Source organism: Firmicutes bacterium HGW-Firmicutes-1 (genome assembly GCA_002841625.1).
In the GTDB taxonomy this organism is placed as follows: domain Bacteria; phylum Bacillota; class Clostridia; order Lachnospirales; family Vallitaleaceae; genus HGW-1.
In genome coordinates this window covers 44059-68312 of record PHAG01000014.1, presented here as the reverse complement: position 1 = coordinate 68312, position 24254 = coordinate 44059, and the positions used below count along the sequence as shown (strand labels likewise).

Below are 24254 nucleotides of genomic sequence, written 5' to 3'. Positions count from 1 at the left end.
AGGGAGAGAGAAAATGTCACAAAATAAAGAAACAGCTATACGAATAGATGATTTAAGTATGAGTTTTGGGTCTAAGGAAGTTTTAAAGAGGATTAGTCTTGAGGTTTTTAAGGGAGAAATTATTGGTTATATTGGGCCGAATGGTGCTGGAAAAAGTACAACAATTAAGATTATTCTTGGGCTTGTAGATGGATACATCGGAAATGTACAAGTACTGGGTAGAAATATAGCAGATGGAGATATTGAATATAAGAAAACAATCGGTTATGTTCCTGAAGTAGCAGATATTTATGATAATTTAACAGCTAGAGAATATTTAGGCTTCATTGGAGCCTTATATGGACTTACAAGTGAGGTTGTTGATACTAAATCAACTCAGCTTATGAGGCTATTAGGAATTGAAGAGGTAATAGACGCAAGAATTGCCTCTTATTCAAAAGGTATGAAGCAAAAGGTTCTGCTTATATCTAGTTTATTGCATAATCCAGATATTCTTTTTTTAGATGAACCCTTAAGTGGTCTAGACGCCAATAGTGTTATTGTAGTTAAAGAAATCTTAACAAGGCTTGCGAAAGCCGGAAAAACTATATTTTATTCCTCTCACATTATGGATGTTGTTGAAAAAATCAGCAATAGAATTATCCTTATTCATGAGGGTGAAATTGTTGCTGATGGAAGCTTTGAGGAGTTAAAAGAAAAGTGCATGGAAGGCTCGCTGGAAGAGATTTTCAATCAACTTACTGGCTTTGATCAACATATAGAAATGGCCAATGAATTTGTTGCTATTATGAAGGGGCAAATCAATGAAGGAATTTAAAGTATTAAAAATAATAGATAGATTTGGGCGATTATTTGAGCAGTTTGGCGTTGACTATGAGGTTATGAGAAAGATTTTGCAAGTGAAACTAATCATGGATGGTAGAAGAGTCCCAACGATCATTGGAAATGGGAAAAACAAAGTAAACGAAGCGAAGGACTCAAATAATTTCTTGAAATCATTATGGTTATACGCACTGTTAGGAATTATATTAGTGCCCATAACAATTATGGGAGAAAATTTTATTTATCAAATGAGTATTATTTTTGGTATCCTAATGTTTATGGTTATGACCTCAATGATTTCTGATTTCTCTGCTGTGCTATTAGATGTCAGGGATAAAAACATTTTATTTACAAAGCCGGTGAATAGACAAACCATTAACATGGCGAAGCTCATACACATTATTATATATATGTTTTTTATTACGATCTCGCTAGTGGGAACTTCTCTGATTGCTGCACTAATCAGACATGGAATCGTATTCTTCCTTGTCTATTCGATAGCAGTGATATTTATGGATTTTTTCATTGTAGTCTTATCTGCATTATTATATTTGATCATATTAAAATTCTTTGATGGTGAAAAGTTAAAGGATATCATTAATTATTTTCAAATTGGACTTACAATAGTAATGTCAATAGGGTATCAATTAATTGGTAGAGTTTTTAGTATTGTTAATTTAGAGTTGGTATACCAACCAAAATGGTGGCAATATTTTATTCCTCCAATATGGTTTGGTGGCTTTTTTGAACTAATATTTAACAAGAATTACACGGGTAGCCTTGTTGTTTTGTCAATGATGAGTATTATCATCCCTTTGATAGCAATCTTTATTTATATAAAATTAATCCCTACATTTGAAAATAACTTGCAAAAACTAAATAATAATTCAGCCAAAAGCAAGAAAAAAAGATCGGGGTTATTTAGTAATTTGTATAAGATCCTTATTTTCAATAAAGAGGAAAAAATACTATTTCAATTTACAACAGATATGATGAAAAAAGAACGTGATTTCAAGCTACGGGTGTATCCGTCAATTGGATTTGCAATCATTTTTCCAATCATGATCATATTTATGCAAGTTGGATTTAAAAGTGTAGATAGTATATCAATGAGTAAAATGTATTTTAGTATTTATCTTTGTGCTATTTTAATACCAACGGCACTTATGATGATAAAGCATTCAACGAATTATAAAGGGGCTTGGATATTCAAGGTGTTACCTATAGAAAGTTTTGCAGCAATTCTGAAGGGATCATTAAAAGCAGTCATTATTAATTTGTTGACACCTATTTTTGTTATACAGAGTTTCATATTCATGTTCATCTTTGGAGTAAGAATTTTCCCGGATTTACTGCTGGTATTTTTAAATTTACTTGTATATATTATCATATGTTTTTGCTCTTTTAGTAAGGCCTTGCCCTTTTCCCAACCTTATGATGTAGGAAATGGTAGTGATGGAGTAATGGTGATAGTACTATTTATCGTATTGGCGATACAAGCTGGAATACATTTTTTCTGTTCGTTTTTCTTATTGGGAAGGATCCTATTAGCGATCATATTAATATTAACTAATTTTATTATATGGAAAATTACTTTTAGAAATATTGCTGTTACGTTAGAGTCATAATACCTACTATCATGAATCAATTCAGGAGAACTATATGGACAACTTTATATTTTCATTCAATGCAGTGTTCCCACTGATTTTGATTGTTGCACTAGGTACATTTTTAAAGAAAATACAAATCCTTGATGATAACTTTATTAACAAGTGCAATAAGTTTTGCTTTTTAGTTGCATTTCCAATACAGCTATTTTTTAATATATATCATATAGATTTTAGTCAAAAAACGGATTGGACTCTATTCATATTTATTATAAGTAGTATTGTAATTATGGTCACATTGCTCATGTGTATTACACCAAAAATAATTAAGAATAAGGGATCACATGGAGCGTTCATTCAAGGTGCATATAGAAGTAACTTTTTGTTAATTGGATTACCACTAGCTAGAAACCTATTTGGTGAAACTGGAGTAGCTGTAGCTTCTGTAGCACTGCCAATAGTGGTTCCAGTTTATAATTTTTTTGCAGTCCTTGTATTAACGTTATTTGTTCACGATGAGGTATTAAAGGAAAAGACGAAGGTTTCTTATCTTAAGCTTATCATAGAGATTTTAAAGAATCCGCTGATTATTGCCTCAGTTTTAGGATTGGTTTTTTCATTACTGAAAGTACCAATACCTGTGTTTTTAAATAGAGCTATGGAAGATGTTGGGAGCATTGCAACTCCATTGGCATTGATTTTACTAGGAGGGCAATTTAGCTTTGCAGCATTACATGGCAGGTTAAAACTTGCTTTTATTGCTACATTTTTAAAACTACTTTTCTTACCATTTATAGTAATGGGCATCGCAGTCATACTTGGATTTAGAGGTGTAGAGTTAAGTACAATTTTAATTATATTTGCTTCGCCGAGTGCAATATCAGGTTATATTATGGCGAAAAATATGGGAAATGATTCGGAACTGGCTGGTCAAATTATAATTTTGACAACCTTATTTTCGAGTATATCCTTATTTGCATGGGTATTCTTTATGAGATTATTCGGGCTTATATAAGTATTTTTAATGAATTTCTAATCTTAAACTAAAGTTGAAGTAATGTTTGAGGTTTATAATTATGAAATGAACAATATTGCAAAGGAGGTATACTTATGAATATTTCAGAAGAATTAATACGTGAATTGCAAAGAAGAATTGATGTTTCATACGAAGAAGCGGAATCTTACTTGAAAAAAACGAAAGGCGATATAAATATGGCTGTTTTTTTGATCATGAAAAAGAATGATTCTTCGTGGGAAAGGTTTAAAGTAACTCTAAACGATATGTTGAAATATAGATTTATTATGACAAGAAGAGGAGAGACATTAATTAATTTACCCCTTTTAATATTGGCAATTTTTATATTTTTATATGGAATACAACAGCATCTTTTTCCTCTAATCCTAATAGTAATTATCGCACTATTAACAGAGTGTGAAGTGAAAATACAAAAGTATAAACCTAATCAAGAGCAAGAAGGAAGTCAAACACAATATGGAAGCCAAAAGCAATATGGAAGCCAAAAGCAATATGGAAGCCAAAAGCAATATGGAAACCAAGAGCAATATGAAAACCAGGCACAATCTGGAAATCAAGCGCAACCAGGAATGAAAACGCAGCCTGAAAGGGCAACCAAGCCAATAAAGCAGGCGACACCTGTAAGACAATCATCAGGTAAACCAATCAAAGTAACTGAAAAACAAAAACCTTCTAATAAAATTGACGAGGCTGATAATGACTTTTATGAAATTGTCATTGAGGAATAGGTGATCATATGAAATGTAAAATTCTTGTAATTGAAGACGAAGTAAAAATCGCACGCTTTATTGAATTAGAGCTAAAGTATGAAGGCTACGAGGTTGAGTTAGTGAATGACGGTCGTAGTGGACTTGAAAGGGCTCAGGTAGGTCAATACGATTTGATTCTACTGGATTTAATGCTACCAAGAATGAGTGGAATTGAGGTTTGCAGAAGATTAAGGCAAGGTGGGATGGTCACTCCAATTATTATGTTAACAGCAAAGGATGATGTTTCTGATAAGGTCATGGGGCTTGATATGGGCGCAGATGATTATATGACGAAGCCTTTTGCGATTGAAGAGTTACTAGCAAGAATTAGAGTTGCGTTAAAAAGAAAAGAAAAAGCTGAAAAAGAAGATGAGCACAAGGGGAAAATTTATATTTTTAAAGGACTAGAGGTTGACGATATAAAAAGGCAAGTAACCTATAATGGTGACAATATTGAGCTTACAAAAAAGGAATATGAATTATTGAAATATTTGCTGGAAAATAAAAATATTGCCTTAGATAGAGAAAAAATTCTTGAAAAGGTTTGGGGTTATGATTATTACGGAGATACAAATGTAATTGATGTCTATGTAAGATACTTGAGATCAAAAATTGATCAACAATATGCAGTTGAACTCATAAAAACTGTAAGAGGGGTAGGTTACGCTATCTATGACTAGTAAGAAAAAGTTTTTATTGAAGCTACCTATATATATACTGCTATCTCCCTTTTACTTAATAAAGGGTATTAGGAATGCGCTTCAATATCTTTTTAAGAGCTTAAAATTTTCAATAAGAAGAAAGATTACTCTTAATTACTTATCCTTGTACGTTATGATTGGAATAGTAACCTTTGTATTTATGCTAGGTGGATTTATGCGTAATGAGCTTGAACTAAAGAGTGGTAAAATCTATATATATGTAGATAACACCTTTGATAAACATGAGTCAGGTGTCTACGATTTAGATGATATCACTAAGCGTATAAATGCAATAGCAGAGGTTGAAAACTGTGGTATAGAGTTAACGTTTATCAATGATTCGAATCATGTTATTTCAAGTGAGCGATACCTAAATTATAATTACCCTGATTCCATTATAGATAGTATTGGAGCTTTTATTTATAACAAGATGTATTCAAGTAAAAAGATTATTTATTATATCAATCCTACTACTGATAATATGGATACAGTGACCTTGAAAATAATCCATCCAATAACGCTATACTATAAGCAACTAAACACATTGTCTATCATGTTACTTACCTGTATTGTATTTGGATTTTTCTTTATATGGTTTTTTGGAAGTCTAAATAATAAAAGAATTCTAAAACCAATCTATGCAATGACAAAAACAGCGGAGAAGATATCTATCACAAATATGAATGAAAGACTGGACGTTAGCAAAGCGAAATATGAATTAAAAGACTTAGCAATTACGATAAATGACATGCTTAATCGGTTAAATGTAGATTACGAGAAGCAAAAAAGGTTTGTATCTGACGTTTCCCATGAGCTTCGTACGCCAATATCTATTGTAAATGGATATGCTAGCATGCTAAAGAGATGGGGAAAAGAAGATGAGGCAATTTTAGATGAATCAATCGAAGCGATTATTGATGAGGCTAAAAATATGCAAGTTTTAGTTGAAAATCTCTTAACATTAGTACGTGCTGATAATCAATCCTTAAAGTTTAATAAGGAAGAGTTTTATATGAATGAACTCATCGAAGAGGTTGCTACAGAAAGTCTTATGATTAATGCTAAAAAACAAGAAATTGTATGTGAACCATGTGAGCCTATCAAAGTGTTTTTAGATATGCAAATGATGAAGCAAATACTAAGAATATTTGTTGATAATGCAGTAAAATATACACCTCCCTCTGGACGTATATTTATTAAATGTTTAATTGAAGATAGTAACTGTGTTATTCACATAAAAGATAGTGGTATTGGGATTTCGAAAGAAGATTTACCTTTTATCTTTGACCGCTTCTATCGCTCAGATGAATCAAGAACGAGAGATACTGGAGGTCATGGACTTGGGCTATCTATTGCAAAGGCTATTATTTTAGGACATGGAGGCAGAATGAAGGTAAAGAGTAAGAAAAATGAAGGTTCTGAATTTACTATTATTTTGCCAATATAAGGTGATTACGAAGTGGGGGACTTTTCATTCGGTTAAAAAAGATCGGCAGTTAGGTATTTGTTTTTCTACCTAGTTAGCCGATTTTGTTTTTACTGAAATAACATTCACATTCCGTCAGTAGATGCCTTAGGACGAGATACATAATAACCTTGAGAATAATTAATACCTAGTTCATTGGTTTTGTTGAAAATCGCCTCGTCAGATACGAATTCAGCAACAGTTGCTATGCCCATTTTTCTGGAAAAATCAACAATTGTTTCTGCTACAAGAGAAGCTGCTTTTTCACCGTTAATTTGCTGAATGATTGAGCCATCTATTTTAATTAAATCAACATTAAGTTTGAATAAATAGTGAAAATTAGAGAAGCCTGTACCGAAGTCATCAATGGCAATTTGTACACCATAAGATTTGGTTACATTAATAAATTCCTTTACATCATCATAATTTTCAATACCTTCAGATTCTACAATCTCAAAGATAACATGATGAGATTTTGGGAATGCTTCTAACTTTTCATAGATGAATTGTCTCATATTTTTATCAAGTATGTCCTCTGAGGATAGATTGATTGAGAATCTAAGCTCTGAATCAATAAAATTTTGAAAAGCTTTTTCAATAATGATTTTTGTTAAGGATTTATACAGGTTTGCTTTTTTGGCAATACCAAGGAAGTTGATAGGGGTGACCACAGTACCGTCTTCATCAATAAGACGCATAAGTACTTCAAAGTGATCTGTCTCCTTAGTATCATTGTTATATATTGGTTGGTAATAAGGAACGATTTTATCTTTTTCAATAGCCGTTCTTATTTTGGATGTCCAAGTTAGGTTGTTCTTTATGGATTCTTCAATATTTAAGGACTGATCATAAATTAAAAATGTAAGCTTTTGTCCCTTTGCATATTCTAGAGTCATACTTGTGTTTTCATATATATGTGTTTTGTGATGAGATACTGCGATTACTGTCGCAATATAGATCTCTAAGCTGAGCTCCATGAAGCAATGTTTATGTATCTGCTGTTGTAAAACAAGCATAGCCTTATTAAAGGTGTCATTATCATGGTGGTCATTCGTAACTGCAAATATATCTGCATGTATTCTATAAGTAATATAGTCATGCTTAAAGCAAAAAACAGCAATTAGTTTTGATAATTCAGATAGAAGCTTATTGCCAATATAATTACCATAAAAGTTATTTATATTAACAAAAGAGCTGATATCAATGAAAGCTAAAGATTTGGTTTCGTTTCTTGAGAGTAGCTCGTTTAATTTGTTATTATTTGGTAGCTTGGTCAATTCATCAATATAATAATGGTCAAGCAGTTCGTTCGTTTTTTGTGTAACCATATTTTCTAGAGTTTGATTGATTACATTTAGTTCCTTAGAGGTGTTTTCAACTAAATTTAATAATGTTATTTGTTCATCATCATAATTGCACTCTGTACGATAGTAAGTAATTTCCTCATCTAGGTAACAGTCTTTGTCTTCAGAAAGTGTAGTTACATTAAAGGAACCAGTTGATATATAACAGGAATCCCCTTCAGTAATAATCTCAGCATGAGTAAATATTCCATGTGTAGCTATCGATAAATCATTTGCATAATATTGTATGTATTTTTCAGTAGTGTTTAATCGGATAAGACCATTAAATACAATCAAATTTTCAACAGGAACTTTTTTGATTTCTGATAAGGTTTCATGATTATTAGAAATAGAATTTTGGATATTTCCATATCCAAGAGTGACTTGGTCACCACTTTTTACAGAAGTATTTGTTATTATATAACCCTGTTTGGTAATTGATAGCATTGGTTTTGGTCTGAATTTCGTACCGTCATGTAATAGCAGTGGAAATATATAACCAATATCTGATATTTTATCTGAATCAGACATAATGTTGCCCAAGTATTTTTCGTAAAAGGTTTTAGCAGGTGTATGGTCAATGGATTTAATAATATTGTCTTTCGCACTAGTGATCACATGTGAGCGACCAATCGGCATAAAATTAGTATTATTATAAGTGTTCACTTGCAAATAGGTACTATCTACTACAAATCCAACAATTCCGTTATCATAAAATCTATCATGAGCAAATAGTCTTTCGCTTTCATAATCGGGAATGATACCACCTGTAATCACTAGCTTAGGAGCACCTGATTTGATGCTTGAAAGTAGCTTTTCACAGTCAAAGGGATTAATATTTGAGACCATTACAACAACTTTTGATAGACATGTAAGCTCATTTTGCACAAAGCTTTTCCCTAAGGAATGAGCGTCAGCACAGTCAAGGTTGTAAGCGAAAATTCTAAATGAAGATTTTGAAAAAGTAGTGAAAGTAATCATTGTTCTAGAGGTAGATAGATCAGAGGTTGCTATATTTCGATTGGTGATTGCACCAATAATAAGTGAATTAGGTAGGGCAGATGTGATTGTTCTATGTATGTTTTTGAGGTCACTAAAATCATCTCTGTTGGCATATATTTGTACCAAAAGATCTGTCTCGTAATCAATGTTAAGTTTTTGAATGTAATCCTCAAGCAAGTTAATGTTTGAAAATAAGTGAATATAAGTGTTCATCAAATACGCCCTTCCGATTTTTAGTTACTTCAAGACCTATAAAAACACTCTCTATGACAATTCTTTAAAATATAATTATTGCCAATTCTAAATAAATGATTATAATATTATATAAGCACTCATTAATTTTGCACACAAAAAAATATTTTAAATAAATAAATCCCCACGAACATATTATAATATTTTTTGTCACAAATTACAATTAGTATTTTAAAATTATTTATTAAATGGAGGAAGAATGATATGCCTTGGTGTCCGAAATGTAAAAGCGAATATGAGAAAGGTGTTTTAGCATGTGTTACATGTAAAGAAGACTTAGTGGATGATCTAAAAGATTATGTTACATATGTTACTCTTGCAAAACTTGAACCATCAATTGTGAAGGGTTTATTGGAATATTTGAAATATTCAGGAATTGAAGAATATCAAATAAATGAAGGTGAAGAAGTCACAGAAGTATTGGTAAATGAAAAGCATTTGAGAAAAGCATCCAAACATCTTAATGTATATATATATAATTTGCAAAAAGAAACTATGGAGCAAGAAGAAACATATGAAAACGAAAGTACGGATTCTCAAGAACAAAGTAACAACTCACCCGATGTTTATAGCAATATGTCAAAGTTAAAAGAAACGCGTTCAAGCGCATATACTTTTTTAGGGCTAGGTATAGCAATCGTATTATTAAATGCTTTGGAGATGACTCGATTAACAAATGTATTGCCTGGGATACTTGAAGGCATATTATTGATGTCAAGTTTCATTTTAATCGGAATCGGAGTAACCACATTAAAAAAGATTCCAAGCTTAGAAAGTGAAGTGAATATCATTTCTAATAGTTTAGAAGAAATGGTAAACTGGTATGAAAGTAAAAACAATTTGAATGATTTTTATAAAAATAAAAACATTGATATTGCGAAATATGATGAAGGCGCATTGTATTTTGTTGCTTTAGAAATAATCAAAGCAGAACTTACAGAACAATTTAAAGAACAAGAAGAAGCATTCATTAGTCATGCAGCAGATGAAATATACGCTAAGATTCAATAAATTGAGCAACCATTTCAATGAATTTCTGACTAGCCAATGATAGAGGCGTTTTTCTACTTGTAACGATTGCTAATTGTCGAGATGGAAGCGTTTCCTTTAGCTTAATTTTAAATATTTCACAATCATTTTCTGACAAGCAATACTCAGGTACGAAGGAAATACCCAGACCGATTTTAGCTAGATCAACAAGTAAGTCAATGCTACCAAGTTCAACGGAGGGTTTTAGACTCATACCTCTGTCGTTAAACAGCTTATTCATATAAGCGGTTGTAGCGGTGTTTTTTTCTAACATTAGTATTGGGAGAACTGCTAAGTCATTCAAGGTCAACTTGTCACCTTCGAGATGGGAGAAGGCTTGCCCAGCAATGAAAACATCGTTAAAAGTAATGGTGGGAATAATTTGCAGATCGTCATCTATTGCTTCATTTGGCAAGTTCGTAACAATAAAATCAACACTTCCTTGCTTTAAAAGCTTAACACAAGCTGTAGAGGTTCTATTGGTAACCTGTAGATGTACATTAGGATAGTTTTGATGAAATTCCTTAAGATATGGAATTAAGTAGTATTTACAAATCGTATCACTAGCACCAATGTGAAGCTTGCCCTTGGATAATGAAGGACTTTCTAATAAGCTTAAGTGTCCATTGATCATCAAGTTAATTGCAGGTTCAATATGTTCTAAAAGTAACTTACCCTGTGGAGTTAAATAAACCTTTTTGGTGGATCGAATAAAAAGTGTCGTATCTAGCTTCTCTTCAAGTGTTTTAATGGATTGGCTAACAGCAGATTGAGAAATATACAAAGCACGGGATGCCTTGGAAAAGCTTAGTTGTTTGGCTACTTGGTAAAATACTTTATACAATTCAAGATTAATGTCCATTTCTTTTAATCACCTCATCTTTATTAACCGATTATAACATATGAAAAGAAATAGAAAAAGAGTTTTCTATAAGGACAGCTAATCAATTTAATAAGTAGCATTAATTTTACTTCTAAATAAGACTGTGTTATTCTATTGGTATCAATAAACTGGTTGGAGGTATTTTATGAATTCGATTAAAAGAGTATTTGTTGAAAAAAAGAAGGGCTGTAGAGTAGAGGCAAAGCATTTATTAGAGGATCTACAACACAACCTAGCTATTACCCAGTTAATAAATGTTCGTATTTTAAATAGATACGATGTTGATAATATATCTGAAGAGGCTTATCAGCAAGCAAAATATACAATTTTTTCAGAAAAGACTGTAGACATTCTATATGAAGAAAAATTTGAGCTTGGTAAGGATGAAGTTGTGTTTGGCATTGAATATTTACCTGGGCAATATGATCAAAGAGCTGATTCCTGTGAACAGTGTATTAAATTACTGAATGCGAAAGAAGCTCCAATCGTTAGAACAGCCAAAATAATTGTTTTAAAAGGAAAGCTAAACAATCAACAAATTGATAAGATAAAGAAATACTGTATAAATCCAGTAGATTCAAGAGAAACACACCTTAATAAGCCAATTACGTTAGAGCTTAGTTATATTTCGCCAGAGGACGTTGAAATATTAGAGGGCTTTATTGATTTAAATGAAGAGGGAATTCACAAACTGTGGCAAGACCTAGGACTAGCCATGACTATTAGAGATTTAAAGTTCACACAAGATTATTTTAAAAATGAAGAAAATAGAAATCCAAGTCTTACAGAAATTAGAGTATTGGACACTTACTGGTCAGATCATTGTAGACATACTACTTTCTTAACTAAAATAAATAAGGTTGATTTTATGAAGGGGCATTATAATGAACCGGTAAAAGTAACCTATGATAAATATTTAAAGGATCGAGTTGTTGCCCTTGGTGATAAGGCAGATGAAAAGGATATATGTCTTATGGACATGGCACTTTTGGCTATGAAAAAGCTAAGAAAAGAAGGAAAACTCGATGACTTAGAAGTTTCAGACGAAATAAATGCATGCAGCATTATTGTTGATGTAGATGTGGATGGAATAGATGAAGAATGGTTGGTGATGTTTAAAAATGAAACGCACAACCATCCAACTGAAATTGAACCTTTTGGGGGTGCAGCAACTTGTTTGGGCGGTGCAATTAGAGATCCACTTTCAGGTCGTTCCTATGTGTACCAAGCAATGAGAGTTACTGGAGCTGCTGATCCGACAGTTTCTATTGAAGAGACATTACAAGGGAAGTTATCCCAAAGAAAAATAGTGACAGAATCAGCACATGGATACAGCTCCTATGGTAACCAAATTGGTTTAGCAACTGGACAAGTTCGAGAAATTTATCACCCTAACTACGTAGCAAAAAGAATGGAAATCGGAGCTGTTATTGCTGCTACAAGAAGAGAAAATGTAATTAGAGAAACCTCAGATCCTGGAGACTATATTGTATTATTAGGCGGAAGAACAGGTAGAGATGGCTGTGGTGGTGCAACCGGATCTTCAAAGGAACATACAGAAGAATCTATTCATACTTGTGGCGCAGAGGTACAAAAGGGAAATCCTCCAACAGAAAGAAAAATTCAGCGCTTATTTAGACAGGAAAAAGTAAGTAAGCTTATTAAAAAATGTAATGATTTTGGGGCAGGTGGCGTATCTGTTGCGATTGGTGAGTTAGCGGATGGACTTATCATTGACCTTGATGTTGTGCCTAAAAAGTATGCAGGTTTAGACGGAACAGAGCTTGCTATATCTGAATCTCAAGAGCGTATGGCTGTTGTAATTGATGAAAAAGATGTTGAGAAGTTTATTAAATATGTTGATGATGAGAATCTAGAAGCAGTCGTTGTAGCTAGAGTAACAGATGAAAAAAGACTAGTAATGAAATGGAAGGGTAAAACAATTGTTGACATTAGTCGAGGATTTTTGGATACAAATGGAGCAACCGACGAAACAGAAGTTTTGGTTGAGGCGCCAAGTGAGACAAGTTATTTTAGAACAGTTTTTGATGAGGCATCAAGTAATACTTCTATAAAAGAAAAATGGTTATTAAAAATGTCAGACTTAAATGTATGTTCTCAAAAAGGACTCATTGAAAGATTTGACAGTTCTATTGGAGCATCATCAGTATTTATGCCATTTGGTGGCAAGCATCAGTTAACACCAATGGAAACTATGGTTGCTAAAATTCCACTTGAAAAAGGGGATACTACAACCGGTACAGCAATGAGCTATGGATATAATCCTTATTTGTCATCTTGGAGTCCTTTCCATGGTGCTGTTTATGCTATAGTTGAGTCAGTTTCCAAAATAGTGGCTACTGGTGGAGATTATACAAAAATTCGTTTTACTTTCCAAGAATATTTTAAACGTTTGAATAAAGATGCCAGTAGATGGGGTGAGCCATTTAGTGCTCTACTGGGTGCATATTATGCCCAAGATCAATTGGAGTTACCATCTATAGGTGGAAAAGACAGTATGTCAGGAACCTTTCATGAAATTGATGTTCCGCCTACTTTAGTATCCTTTGCGGTAGATGTTGTTGATGTTACGAAGGTAATATCACCAGAATTTAAACAAATTCAAAGTACCGTGGTATGCATACCACTTGGTAGAGACAATTATGAACTTCCTGATTTTAAAATGCTTAAAAATAATTACACACGTATTCATCAATTAATCAATGAAGGAAAAGTATTAGCAGCTCACACAATTGGAATTGGTGGTCTTTGTGAAGTCATCTCAAAAATGGCCTTCGGAAATATGATTGGTATTGATATTAACAAGACGATTTTTGAACAAAATTTCTTTGCTGCAGATTATGGTTCCATTGTACTAGAGTTTGAACAAGGGACAGATATTGATCAGTTATTAGACGATATCGAATATTTCGAAGTTGGAAATACAAAAAGAGATGCAATTATTTCCTATGGAGATACAATTATTGAACTTGATGATGCATTAATTAAATGGCAAGGTAGATTAGAAGCAGTGTTTCCTACACAAGTGAAAGCTGAAACCAAAGATGTTTTAGATCGGGAGTATGAAGCTAAAGAAATATATGTTTGTAAAAATAAAATCGCTGTACCAAAGGTATTTATTCCTGTTTTCCCAGGAACAAATTGTGAATATGACAGTAAGAAGGCTTTCGAGGAAGCAGGAGCTGAAGTTACTACATTTGTATTTAAAAATTTGAAAGCAGAGCACATTGAAGAATCTGTATTTCAAATGACAAGGCTCATTCATGAAGCCAATATTGTAATGCTCCCAGGTGGTTTTAGTGCTGGGGATGAACCAGACGGTTCAGGTAAATTTATTGCAACTGCTTTTAGAAATGAAAGAATAAAAGAGGCTATTTCTGAATTATTGCATAATAGAGATGGGCTTATGTTAGGAATTTGCAATGGCTTCCAAGCACTTATTAAACTCGGGCTAGTTCCATATGGTGATATTATTGATATTCATGAGGAAGCACCGACGTTAACCTATAACACGATTGGCCGACATATATCTTGTATTGCTAGGACAAAAATAATGTCAAATAAATCTCCTTGGCTTGCCAATGTTCAAGTATCTGATGTGTTTTCAATTCCAGTTTCACATGGAGAGGGAAGATTTTTGGCTTCAAAAGAAGTAGTAGACAAACTATTTGAAAATGGTCAAATCGCTACAACCTATGTGGATATGAAAAGCAAGCCTTCTATGAAGATTGAGCATAATCCAAATGGATCTGTTTATGCGATTGAAGGTATTACTAGCCCAGATGGCCGTGTATTGGGCAAGATGGGTCATTCGGAGAGAATAGGAAGCAATGTGTATAAAAACATTAGAGGTGAGAAGGATCAAAAGATATTTAAGTCAGGTATTGAATATTTCAAATAAATCTTTCTTCTTTACGAGTAGATGATAAAGGGGGTATGACATGACTTCTTCAAACTTGAAAATAATTGCATGTTTGATTATGTTAATTGACCATATAGGTGTTTTGTTGTTTCCACAATATTTTTTACTGAGAATCATTGGTAGGCTAGCCTTTCCAATATTTGCATTTCTTATTGTTGAAGGTTATTTTCATACGAAGGATTTAAAAAAATATTTTATACGGTTAGGACTATTTGCAATGTTATCAGAAGTTCCCTTTGATAGAGCGTTCAATCATGCTTGGTTAGAGTTTGGTTCTCAAAATGTGTTTTTTACTCTATTTATTGGTCTTATTGCAATAGCGATCTATGATAAATACGCACGTAAAAGCCTTGTGATTGCTGTAGTTGGTACTATGTTATGTGTTATGTTGAATGCACTTGTTAGAGGCGACTATAGCATGATTGGAGTGCTGGTCATTCTCGGGTTTTATCACTATAGAAATCAACAAATTAAGATTTTATTATGGTTACTAATTATAAATGGAATTTATGTTGCATTGCAAGTATCAAATCTAGATCAATTGACCCTTAGAGCCAGTGCACAGCTTTTTGAATTACTTGCCTTGCCAATTATATTTGTTTACAACGGTAAGAAAGGTTTGCGCTTAAAATATTTATTTTATATATTCTACCCTACACATTTGCTAATACTATATACAATTACCCTAATGAATTAAGCATTAGGGTAATTTAAGTTAACATCTGAAATATGATATAAAATGTTTTCTAAGTATTTTTTAGCCTCATATTTTGCCATGGGCAAATTTATATCTAAATAATTTCCACAATCTCTTGGAGCTGCGCCAGGTACTTCGCCACTAAAGGCTGCAATAAACTCAAAGGTATTGATCATCAAATCTACAACGTCTCTTGATTCGTAATCCCCACTAAGTAGTAGATAAAAGCCGGTTCTACAGCCCATTGGACCAAAGTATATGATTTTACTTCCATATTCCTTATCATTTCTTAAAAAAGTAGCTGCTAGATGCTCCATTGCATGCATTTCAGCAGTATTCATAACAGGTTCATAGTTAGGGCGGGTCATTCGCACATCAAAAGTTGTAATGGTATTCTTGTTAATATGGTCTTTACGTGAGACGTAAATCCCAGGTAATAAATTAAGATGATCTATTGTAAAGCTAGGAATTTTTTCCATAGCGCTACCTCCTTGGATATAGTATTGATACTCAAAGTATACCACTGTTTTTACGCATTGTGAATAGTATAAAGTGTGGTAGCTGAAAATAAAGTGTCAAGCATTTTTCAAAATGTCCTAATGAATCTAAAACATATGCATTAGTTATAGTTGATGATATGACTGTCGATAAAAGCATTTTTTCTGATAGGTGTATAGAGTATTGGCAGTACGTGTTCATTTTTCTGGCCTTTCCCTTCGGCCGGTCTAGCGAAAAATGAACACGTACTGCCTTTCATATTCATCTCGAAGAAAAAATGCTTTTATCTCTATTTCGTGAATTGAGTGGTTATCACCTCGATGTTATATTCATGAGGTTATATTATAAACCATGCATTTGAAATGGGACATAATCAAATGTGGTACACTAGGACATTATCATATGTGAATCAGAGTTGAATCAGAGTATAATCAGAGTATAAAGTGTAGTAGCTGAAAAGAAGTATAAAGTGTGGTAGCTGAAAATTAGTTGACAAGAATAATTATAGATTGTATAATTAACTCATAAATTGATTGAGCAAAATTGAATTTAACAAAATTGATAATACGAGGTACAAAATGGATAAGTACAAAAACATCAAATTAGACAATCAGCTATGTTTTCCGTTATATGCTTTATCAAGAGAAGTAATCAAGTTATATAAGCCGATTCTTGATAAATATAAGCTTACGTATACGCAATATGTAACAATGTTAGTCATATGGGAACATGAAAAATTGACGGTAAAGCAAATTGGACAAAAATTACATCTCGATTCTGGTACGCTTACACCTGTATTGAAAAAGTTAGATAGCATGGAATTCATTATCAAATATAGGGATAAAAAAGATGATAGAGTAGTTATAGTTGAATTAACTGAAAAAGGAAGACTGCTGAAGGATAAAATAATCGATGTTCCAGAACAAATTTATTGTAAAGTAGGAGCAACAGAAGAGGAAATTAAGAGTTTGAAAAAGACTTTAGATGAACTATTAATGAAATTAACCTAGGGACATATCATATTAAGTAGGGTAAAGTAACTACTTAATATTTTTAATTAAAACAATTGAAACCAATTAAATTTATTAAAATTAAACATGACAAAACTAAAAAGAGAAAGGAATAACAAATTATGAATCTTTATAATATTTCTGCAACAAAAATGAATGGACAAGAGATAAAGCTAGAGGAGTATAAAGGGAAGGTTCTCTTGATAGTCAATACTGCAAGTAAATGCGGATTAACCCCTCAGTTTAAAGAATTAGAAGAGTTATTTAAGGAATACAATAACAGAGGGCTTGAGATTTTAGGCTTCCCGTGTAATCAGTTTGCAAAACAAGATTCTGGTAGTAATGAAGAAATAAATGAGTTTTGCCAATTGAATTACGGAGTTACATTTACAATGTTTCAAAAAATAGAAGTCAATGGAGCAAATTCACATCCTTTATATAAATATTTGAAGGGTAAATCCAAAGCGTTGTTTAGTAAGAAAATAAAATGGAACTTTACTAAGTTCTTGATAGATTCAGAAGGCAATGTTATGAAACGATATGCACCAACAGTAACTCCGTTAAAGATCAAAGATGACATTGAAAATTTATTGAAATAATAGATTGATTTTGAATAAAAGGTTTGATTGGGCATCCCTGGATGTCCTTTTTTGACTTGTATTTATGATAAAGGTCTGCATCTGTTATTTTTGAAACATTGACATTTACAATAAATAAAGAGTATAATGATGTTAAATGATGCTAAATGATAATCATTATCAATAACGACGGTGTAATTATTTGCATGCGTGCAAACTGAAATATAAGAAGGAGGTTTTATTATGAAGAATTCACTAACAATTGTCTTATCAGGAGAAGCTGGTCAAGGATTGCAAACCATAGAAGGATTTCTTGTCGAAGCAATAGCCAAGTCTTACTATGTTTTTTCTACAAAAGAAGTAATGAGTAGAGTCCGTGGAGGTAACAACACTCTTGAGATTAGGGTATCAGATGAGTCGGTATATGCATATCAGCATACCATTGACATGTTATTTCTGTTAAATGATCACTCTTTTAGCAGGTTAACAAAACGTATCACTGAAAAAACAATCATATTTGGTGAGGAAGGTTTTGCCGATCAATCAGTAATAGAAGAAAAGAAAGCTACCTTTCAGCCCTTTAACTTAGGTGAATTATCTAAACAAGCAGGAGGAGCATTATTTGCCAATACCCTTTTATTTGGATTTGTTTCAGGAATGCTTAATCTAGATGAAGATAGTTGTAAAAATCAAATTATGAATCGATTTGAGAGAAGAGGAGAAAAGTTAGTAAGTGATAACAAAGCTGCCTTTGATATGGGATATACAAGAGGTAGGGAATATCCAATACAAAAGAACATTAATAAATCTACAAAAACAAGCACATATAAAATGAGTGACGGCACTACTGCAGTAGGAATAGGTGCGATAGCAGGAGGATGTAATTTTGTAGCTGCTTACCCTATGTCACCAGGAACTGGTGTGTTAACATATCTAGCAAGAAAGTCAAATGCATTTGAAATATTGGTTGAACAAGCAGAGGATGAAATTGCAGCTTTAAATATGGTAATTGGTGCTTGGTATGCTGGAGCGAGAGGACTAACAACTACTTCAGGTGGAGGTTTTGCTTTAATGGAAGAAGCAGTCAGTCTGTCGGGAATCAATGAGACGCCTTGCGTCATTCACGTTGCCCAAAGACCAGGACCAGGGACTGGATTACCAACAAGAACAGAACAGGCTGACTTAAATTTGGTAGTATATGCAGGGCATGGAGAATTTCCAAGAATCGTTTTTGCGCCAGGTAAGTTGGAAGATGCTGTACAATTAACTCAAAAAGCTTTTTATTTAGCTGATAAATATCAAGTGCCAGTTTTTATTTTAACTGATCAATTCTTTCTAGAATCGCTAGGTCAAATGGAATATATTGAACTGGATGAAAAATATTTAGAGAGCTTCATAACAAAGACGGATGTAGATTATAAGCGATACTTGCTAACACAAGAGGGACTTTCACCTCGAGGGATTCCGGGATATGGTGATGGACTTGTAAAGGTAGATAGCGATGAGCATGATGAGGCAGGTGGAATTACAGAGGATTTTGATGTAAGAATTTTAATGAATGATAAGCGTTTGAAAAAACGCGAGCTTTTATTAGAGGAATATTCAGATGCAGAATTAATTGGTCCATCAGATTATAAAAATTTAGTAGTTGGTTGGGGATCGACTTACGGAGTGTTAAGCGAATTTGTTGAAACAAGTGGGACTTCTGACACAGCTTTTTTGTATATTAAGCAAGTGTTCCCAATACATGAATATTTAAAAGCTTATTTTAATAAAGCAAAAAAAGTGATTGTTGTAGAAAATAATGCAACAGGACAGTTTGCCAACTTGCTTAAATTAGAACTAGATGTAAAAATAGATCATAAAATCTTGAAATATAATGGAGAACCTTTTTCTATTGAAGAGGTGGAGAAAAGATTAAAGGAGGTTTTATTATGAAGAATTTTGAATTAGATCCTAAAACAGATATAGCTTGGTGCCCGGGTTGTGGCAATTTTAATATTAGAACTGCCTTAATTGGAGCATTACAGGAATTAGATATTGACCCAACACAAGTGGTTTTTTCATCTGGCATAGGTCAGGCGGCTAAAATGCCACAATATATTAATGCGAACTATTTTAATGGCCTGCATGGCAGAGGTTTGCCTGTAGCAGTAGCTATTAAAGCAAGCAATCCTTCTTTAACAGTGATTGCAGAAGGAGGTGATGGAGATATGTATGGAGAAGGTGGCAATCATTTTATTCATAATATTCGCCGTAATCCAGATATTACCCATATCGTTCATAATAATATGGTTTATGGATTAACGAAAGGGCAAGCTTCACCGACCAGCCAAAAGGATTTTATTACTCCTGTTCAAGTCAATGGTGTTACGAACGAACCCTTCAATCCATTGGCTGTAGCACTATCTCTAGGTGCAACTTTCATTGGTAGAGCGTTTTCCGGAGATATGGAGCAAACGAAAACGTTGATTAAGGAAGCAATTTTGCACAAAGGCTATGCCTTAGTTGATATTTTCCATCCGTGTGTGACATTTAATAAGATCAATACTTTTGCTTGGTATAAAAATCATTCTTATTATGTTGAGGATAACTATGACCCTAGTCAAATAAGAAATGCTATGGAGAAGGTGATTGATACTGATAGGTATGCTTTAGGAATTCTATACAAAAAGGAAGGCAAGCCTTCCTTTGAACAACAACTTAATATATATAAGAATGATCAAACCCCAATCGTATTTCGCAAAAGAGATATCAAAAAGGTAAACCAATTGCTTCAGGTGTGATGGTTGCAATATGGAGAATAATAAAGTTCAACATTAAGAGCCGTAGGACCACATCCATCTTTTGTTTCTGTTTAATTTTGATATTTCTAAAATATCTTCGTCAGCTAGATTAAAATCAAAAATATTTGTGTTTTCAAGAATCCTGCTTGAATGAGTTGATTTTGGGATCGTTACAACTTTTTTTTGTAAATCCCATCTGAGAATAATTTGGGCAGGAGTTTTTCCGTATTTTTTCGCTAAACCTTTTATTATTTTATTGTCAAGGATTTCTCCACGTGCCAAAGGACCCCAGGCTTCCATTTGTATTCCGTTCTCTTGGCAGTAAGCAAGAAGCTTTTCTTGAGTAAACCAAGGGTGAAACTCCACTTGATTTACTGCTGGAACTATTTCGCAGATTGATTTAAGATATTCTAAATGTGTAATATTAAAATTGCTTACTCCAATTGCTTTTATTTGTCCTTCTTTATAAAGTGTTTCTAATGTACGCCAAGTTTCGTCATATCTAGTTGAAGCATTATTAACTAAGAATAAATCTATATAATCTACACGGAGATTTTTTTTGCTTTTTTCTACAGCTTTAAAAGTGGCTGAAGCAGTTTGATTGGAGTTGGTAAGTTTTGCAGTGATAAAAACTTCTTCTCGGGGGATCCCTATATCTTTTAATGTTTCTCCCAAGCTTTTTTCATTCATATATTGTCTTGATGAATCAAAACTTCTAATACCAGCATCAAGTGCACTTTTTATAGCTCTTTTCATTGGAATCCCGGGATGAACTAGATTTAAACCTAAACCAATCCATGGCATTTTGACGCCGTTATTGAGGGTTGTACAATCTTGTAAGCTATTTATCATAACATTGTTCTCCATTTTTATTATTTGATGGATACAGTTTACCATATTTAATGAATAATTTAAAGGTAATTATCATTGTTGAGTTTCTTCTTTTCTCCAAAAACACAATAATCACTAGGTTTAGATGACTTAGTCACCTTAAATAGAAATACCAGCTAGATAATATATTTACATCAACTTATAATTATGTTAAACTTACAAATAACATATGATGAAAAGGGTGAACACATTGAGTAGCGAGCAAACAAATGAAAAACAGACGATATTCAGTGGAATGCAATCTACTGGAGTTATTACAATTGGTAATTATTTTGGCGCTTTAAAGAATTGGGTTAAGCTTCAAGATGAATACAATTGCCTATTTTGTGTTGTAGACTTGCATTCTATAACAGTTAAGCAAGAACCAGCAAAATTAAGACAAAGCTCAAGAGATTTATTAGCATTATATATAGCGGCTGGTTTAGATCCTGAAAAAAATATTATGTATTATCAATCTCACGTACCTCAACATGCGGAGCTGGGTTGGATTTTAGGATGTTATACTTATATGGGTGAGCTTAACCGCATGACCCAATTTAAAGAAAAATCTCAAAAGCATGTAGAAAATATTAATGCGGGGTTATTCACCTATCCGATACTGATGGCCGCAGACATTTTGTTGTTTCAAACGGATTTAGTTCCAGTAGGTCACGACCAAAAGCAGCATCTAGAGTTATCAAGAGATATAGCCGAAAGATTCAATAACATTTATGGAAATGTATTTAAGGTGCCAAATCCTTATATTGGGAAAGTTGGTGCTAAGGTTATGAGTTTGCAAGATCCTTTGAAGAAAATGTCTAAATCTGATGAAAATGTGAATGGATTTATCTCATTACTAGATGAGCCAAGTGTGGTAATGAATAAAATTAAACGAGCAGTCACAGATTCAGAGACTGAAGCAGTTTATTCTGAGGACAGACCTGGTGTTAAGAATCTTATGGACATTTATTCTTGTGCAACTGGACAAACATTAGAGAAAACGAAAGAGATATTAGAAGGAAAAGGGTATGGTGATCTTAAAAGACTAGTAGGTGAGGCGTTGGTGGCAGAAATGGAGCCTGTGCAGAAGCGATTTATAGAGATTAAGCAAGATAAATCATACTTAGATGGAATTATTAAGAAGAATTCAGAGACAGCTTCTTATTTAGCCAATAAGACTCTCAGAAAGGTCAAAAAGAAAATTGGATTTCCAGAATAAATGATTATAATTAGGGGCGTAACAAATTTTAAATTTGTTGCGCCCCCTTTAAATGCCATTTTCTATTCTTTTTTTGATTCGAGGTGTTGATTATAATGAACTACCCGTTCTTCGACTAAATGTAGGATTACTGAAACGATTGGAACCGAGACTACCATTCCGATAACACCAAATAAGCTGCCACCAGCTGTAATTGCAACGATAACCCAAAAGGGTTGTAAACCTACGGAATCGCCAATAATTTTAGGGGTAATAATGATGTTATCAATCTGTTGGATAATGATAACGATCAGTAATAGGACAATGCCTTCCCAAAAGCCAGAGAATAGAGCCATAATGATACAGGGTATTGTTCCTAAAATTGAACCTACATAAGGTATGATGTTAGATATCCCTATTATAACAGCAATTAAAGGCACATAGGGTATGTGTAGTGGGGTTACAATGTTTACTATGACAATAGCAAGTCCTGTACATATACCAAGTATTAAACAGGTATATAGCTTGCCGATTAAATATTTCTTGATAGCTGTATCAGTTAATTTTGCGATTCTAATGATATGGTATGCGGTTTTTTGAGTAAAAAATGCATGTACGATATCTTCCATTTTCTCAGATATGTTTTGTGTATCTCTAAGAGCATAAAAGGACATACAAATTGCAAATAGTAGTAATATAATAGTGATTAACACCGATCCAATAGAAGATAGGATATTACTTGAGTATTTCAATATATTAGAAGAATAACTGATAACAAATTCTTCCATATCATTCACAAAGTTGCTAAGAGTTGAATAATCAATATAGTTGGAAACGATCGGGATATCTTTTAGCAATGCAATGATGTTATCTTCATTCATTGTTGAAAGGTTATTAATAAGTAATTGGACACTATCAATAAGACTTGGAACAATCATTAATAAGAATAATCCAAGAAAAATAAAAAAAGTTATGTATGAAATGAGTATGCACCATATTCTGTCTAATTTAGTTTTCTTGTTTAAATAATCTACAATTGGACCGAACAAATATATGAAAATACTAGCATAGATAAATGGCTTAAAGGCAACGGTAACTTCCCCAATTTTTCCAGCAAATATAAATTTAGCTATACAAATCACTACTGTAGCAAAAAGTAGATATTTAATAAAACTAAAGTCTTTTTTCTGATTCATTCTTTAGCATCCTTTCTAAAATGTTTAATTAAAGTATATCACTTGGTATTTTACTTGACAATATGTTTTGTATAAGCTTGCTATCTAAAACACATACTAAAACATACCATTTTAACCAAATGGAAGAAGTCACCCGCAGGGAGGTTTTGAAGTTTATTAGGAAAGTTCTGCATATGCAATTGGAAAAGCGGCAGATAGGAAACGAGTGTTTTAACTTAGCGTATAAATAACAAAAATATTTAACGCTGCTAAGCCGATTTTCTTACATTGATTGAATTAGATAGGAGGCAACCATGAATGGAATAAAAAGCTATCATTTAATAAAAGAAGGAGGAAATTATGTACTTGTTGTCCAGCTAGATCAAATTGATACGGAATTCTCAAATGAATATGGTGAACCAGATGAGCTAAGAAAGAAACGATTCTATGACGATATCAAATCACATATTGAAGATAAATTTCCAAAGATTAAAATACCATTATGTAAAATTATGGTTGGCTCTATACTTGTTGCAACGATTCCTATAGCAAGTGGATCAGCAGTTTTCGCCGCTACTGAAACATCAATGTCTCAACCTGCTGAAACAAT

General features: G+C 32.9%; 18 protein-coding genes and 1 pseudogene. 14 read left to right on the top strand and 5 right to left on the bottom strand.

The window, feature by feature from the left end; genetic code table 11:
• Positions 1 to 13: 13 nt before the first annotated feature.
• The 6 genes and pseudogenes from CVU84_15725 to CVU84_15700 all read left to right on the top strand — a co-directional run bounded on the left by CVU84_15725 (position 14) and on the right by CVU84_15700 (position 6362).
• Positions 14 to 817, top strand: a complete 804-nt coding sequence (locus tag CVU84_15725) for an ABC transporter (GenBank protein PKM93433.1) — start codon at positions 14 to 16, stop codon at positions 815 to 817.
• Positions 804 to 2450, top strand: a complete 1647-nt coding sequence (locus CVU84_15720) for a hypothetical protein (GenBank protein ID PKM93432.1) — start codon at positions 804 to 806, stop codon at positions 2448 to 2450. The genes CVU84_15725 and CVU84_15720 overlap by 14 nt, the downstream gene beginning before the upstream one ends.
• A 34-nt stretch (positions 2451 to 2484) precedes the next feature.
• The gene (locus CVU84_15715) at positions 2485 to 3444 is read left to right on the top strand and encodes an AEC family transporter (protein PKM93431.1); all 960 of its coding nucleotides are present in this window, start codon (positions 2485 to 2487) and stop codon (positions 3442 to 3444) included.
• A 467-nt stretch (positions 3445 to 3911) separates the two neighbouring features.
• Positions 3912 to 3986: pseudogene (locus CVU84_15710) on the top strand (TM2 domain-containing protein).
• 215 nt (positions 3987 to 4201) lie between these two features.
• Positions 4202 to 4894: a DNA-binding response regulator gene (locus CVU84_15705; protein ID PKM93430.1), complete on the top strand. Its 693-nt coding sequence runs from the start codon at positions 4202 to 4204 to the stop codon at positions 4892 to 4894.
• A complete protein-coding gene (locus tag CVU84_15700) occupies positions 4887 to 6362 on the top strand; it encodes a hypothetical protein (protein ID PKM93429.1) in 1476 nt (491 codons plus the stop codon). Before CVU84_15705 ends, CVU84_15700 begins: the two co-directional genes overlap by 8 nt.
• 104 nt (positions 6363 to 6466) lie before the next feature.
• Here CVU84_15700 and CVU84_15695 read toward each other — a convergent pair whose 3' ends face one another.
• The gene (locus tag CVU84_15695; protein PKM93428.1) at positions 6467 to 8938 is read right to left on the bottom strand and encodes a hypothetical protein; all 2472 of its coding nucleotides are present in this window, start codon (positions 8936 to 8938) and stop codon (positions 6467 to 6469) included.
• A gap of 243 nt (positions 8939 to 9181) precedes the next feature.
• Between CVU84_15695 and CVU84_15690 the strand changes: the two genes are divergently transcribed.
• Complete coding sequence (locus tag CVU84_15690; protein PKM93427.1) at positions 9182 to 9988, top strand: hypothetical protein; 807 nt, start codon at positions 9182 to 9184, stop codon at positions 9986 to 9988.
• On the opposite strand, the gene CVU84_15685 is transcribed toward CVU84_15690, so the two are convergent.
• The gene (locus CVU84_15685) at positions 9975 to 10868 is read right to left on the bottom strand and encodes a LysR family transcriptional regulator (GenBank protein ID PKM93426.1); all 894 of its coding nucleotides are present in this window, start codon (positions 10866 to 10868) and stop codon (positions 9975 to 9977) included. The genes CVU84_15690 and CVU84_15685 overlap by 14 nt on opposite strands.
• Before the next feature lie 166 nt (positions 10869 to 11034).
• On the opposite strand from CVU84_15685, the gene CVU84_15680 reads away from it, so the two are divergent.
• Complete coding sequence (locus CVU84_15680; GenBank protein ID PKM93425.1) at positions 11035 to 14811, top strand: phosphoribosylformylglycinamidine synthase; 3777 nt, start codon at positions 11035 to 11037, stop codon at positions 14809 to 14811.
• A 40-nt stretch (positions 14812 to 14851) separates the two neighbouring features.
• Entirely contained in the window at positions 14852 to 15529 is a 678-nt protein-coding gene (locus CVU84_15675; protein ID PKM93424.1) for a hypothetical protein, read from the top strand.
• On the opposite strand, the gene CVU84_15670 is transcribed toward CVU84_15675, so the two are convergent.
• The gene (locus CVU84_15670) at positions 15526 to 16008 is read right to left on the bottom strand and encodes an S-ribosylhomocysteine lyase (protein PKM93423.1); all 483 of its coding nucleotides are present in this window, start codon (positions 16006 to 16008) and stop codon (positions 15526 to 15528) included. The genes CVU84_15675 and CVU84_15670 overlap by 4 nt on opposite strands.
• A 597-nt stretch (positions 16009 to 16605) precedes the next feature.
• Between CVU84_15670 and CVU84_15665 the strand changes: the two genes are divergently transcribed.
• The 4 genes from CVU84_15665 (at position 16606) to CVU84_15650 (ending at position 20401) form a co-directional block, all read left to right on the top strand.
• On the top strand, positions 16606 to 17037 hold the full coding sequence (locus CVU84_15665) for a MarR family transcriptional regulator (GenBank protein ID PKM93422.1): 432 nt from the start codon (positions 16606 to 16608) through the stop codon (positions 17035 to 17037).
• Positions 17038 to 17159: 122 nt separating this feature from the next.
• Entirely contained in the window at positions 17160 to 17636 is a 477-nt protein-coding gene (locus tag CVU84_15660) for a glutathione peroxidase (protein ID PKM93421.1), read from the top strand.
• A gap of 222 nt (positions 17637 to 17858) precedes the next feature.
• On the top strand, positions 17859 to 19553 hold the full coding sequence (locus tag CVU84_15655; protein PKM93420.1) for a 2-oxoacid:acceptor oxidoreductase subunit alpha: 1695 nt from the start codon (positions 17859 to 17861) through the stop codon (positions 19551 to 19553).
• Positions 19550 to 20401, top strand: coding sequence for a 2-oxoacid ferredoxin oxidoreductase (locus tag CVU84_15650; GenBank protein PKM93419.1), 852 nt, complete (start codon positions 19550 to 19552; stop codon positions 20399 to 20401). The genes CVU84_15655 and CVU84_15650 overlap by 4 nt, the downstream gene beginning before the upstream one ends.
• Before the next feature lie 33 nt (positions 20402 to 20434).
• On the opposite strand, the gene CVU84_15645 is transcribed toward CVU84_15650, so the two are convergent.
• A complete protein-coding gene (locus CVU84_15645; GenBank protein ID PKM93483.1) occupies positions 20435 to 21250 on the bottom strand; it encodes an aldo/keto reductase in 816 nt (271 codons plus the stop codon).
• A 214-nt stretch (positions 21251 to 21464) separates the two neighbouring features.
• On the opposite strand from CVU84_15645, the gene trpS reads away from it, so the two are divergent.
• A complete protein-coding gene (trpS, locus tag CVU84_15640; GenBank protein PKM93418.1) occupies positions 21465 to 22490 on the top strand; it encodes a tryptophan--tRNA ligase in 1026 nt (341 codons plus the stop codon).
• Between the two features lie 62 nt (positions 22491 to 22552).
• On the opposite strand, the gene CVU84_15635 is transcribed toward trpS, so the two are convergent.
• A complete protein-coding gene (locus CVU84_15635) occupies positions 22553 to 23665 on the bottom strand; it encodes a hypothetical protein (protein ID PKM93417.1) in 1113 nt (370 codons plus the stop codon).
• Positions 23666 to 24254 lie beyond the last annotated feature (589 nt).

Excerpts from the sequence above, each read along its gene's own strand:
- CVU84_15725 (PKM93433.1), top strand. The coding sequence starts at position 14 with ATGTCACAAAATAAAGAAACAGCTATACGAATAGATGATTTAAGTATG.
- CVU84_15720 (PKM93432.1), top strand. The coding sequence starts at position 804 with ATGAAGGAATTTAAAGTATTAAAAATAATAGATAGATTTGGGCGATTA.
- CVU84_15715 (PKM93431.1), top strand. The coding sequence starts at position 2,485 with ATGGACAACTTTATATTTTCATTCAATGCAGTGTTCCCACTGATTTTG.
- CVU84_15705 (PKM93430.1), top strand. The coding sequence starts at position 4,202 with ATGAAATGTAAAATTCTTGTAATTGAAGACGAAGTAAAAATCGCACGC.
- CVU84_15700 (PKM93429.1), top strand. The coding sequence starts at position 4,887 with ATGACTAGTAAGAAAAAGTTTTTATTGAAGCTACCTATATATATACTG.
- CVU84_15695 (PKM93428.1), bottom strand. The coding sequence starts at position 8,938 with ATGAACACTTATATTCACTTATTTTCAAACATTAACTTGCTTGAGGAT.
- CVU84_15690 (PKM93427.1), top strand. The coding sequence starts at position 9,182 with ATGCCTTGGTGTCCGAAATGTAAAAGCGAATATGAGAAAGGTGTTTTA.
- CVU84_15685 (PKM93426.1), bottom strand. The coding sequence starts at position 10,868 with ATGGACATTAATCTTGAATTGTATAAAGTATTTTACCAAGTAGCCAAA.
- CVU84_15680 (PKM93425.1), top strand. The coding sequence starts at position 11,035 with ATGAATTCGATTAAAAGAGTATTTGTTGAAAAAAAGAAGGGCTGTAGA.
- CVU84_15675 (PKM93424.1), top strand. The coding sequence starts at position 14,852 with ATGACTTCTTCAAACTTGAAAATAATTGCATGTTTGATTATGTTAATT.
- CVU84_15670 (PKM93423.1), bottom strand. The coding sequence starts at position 16,008 with ATGGAAAAAATTCCTAGCTTTACAATAGATCATCTTAATTTATTACCT.
- CVU84_15665 (PKM93422.1), top strand. The coding sequence starts at position 16,606 with ATGGATAAGTACAAAAACATCAAATTAGACAATCAGCTATGTTTTCCG.
- CVU84_15660 (PKM93421.1), top strand. The coding sequence starts at position 17,160 with ATGAATCTTTATAATATTTCTGCAACAAAAATGAATGGACAAGAGATA.
- CVU84_15655 (PKM93420.1), top strand. The coding sequence starts at position 17,859 with ATGAAGAATTCACTAACAATTGTCTTATCAGGAGAAGCTGGTCAAGGA.
- CVU84_15650 (PKM93419.1), top strand. The coding sequence starts at position 19,550 with ATGAAGAATTTTGAATTAGATCCTAAAACAGATATAGCTTGGTGCCCG.
- trpS (PKM93418.1), top strand. The coding sequence starts at position 21,465 with ATGAAAAGGGTGAACACATTGAGTAGCGAGCAAACAAATGAAAAACAG.
- CVU84_15635 (PKM93417.1), bottom strand. The coding sequence starts at position 23,665 with ATGAATCAGAAAAAAGACTTTAGTTTTATTAAATATCTACTTTTTGCT.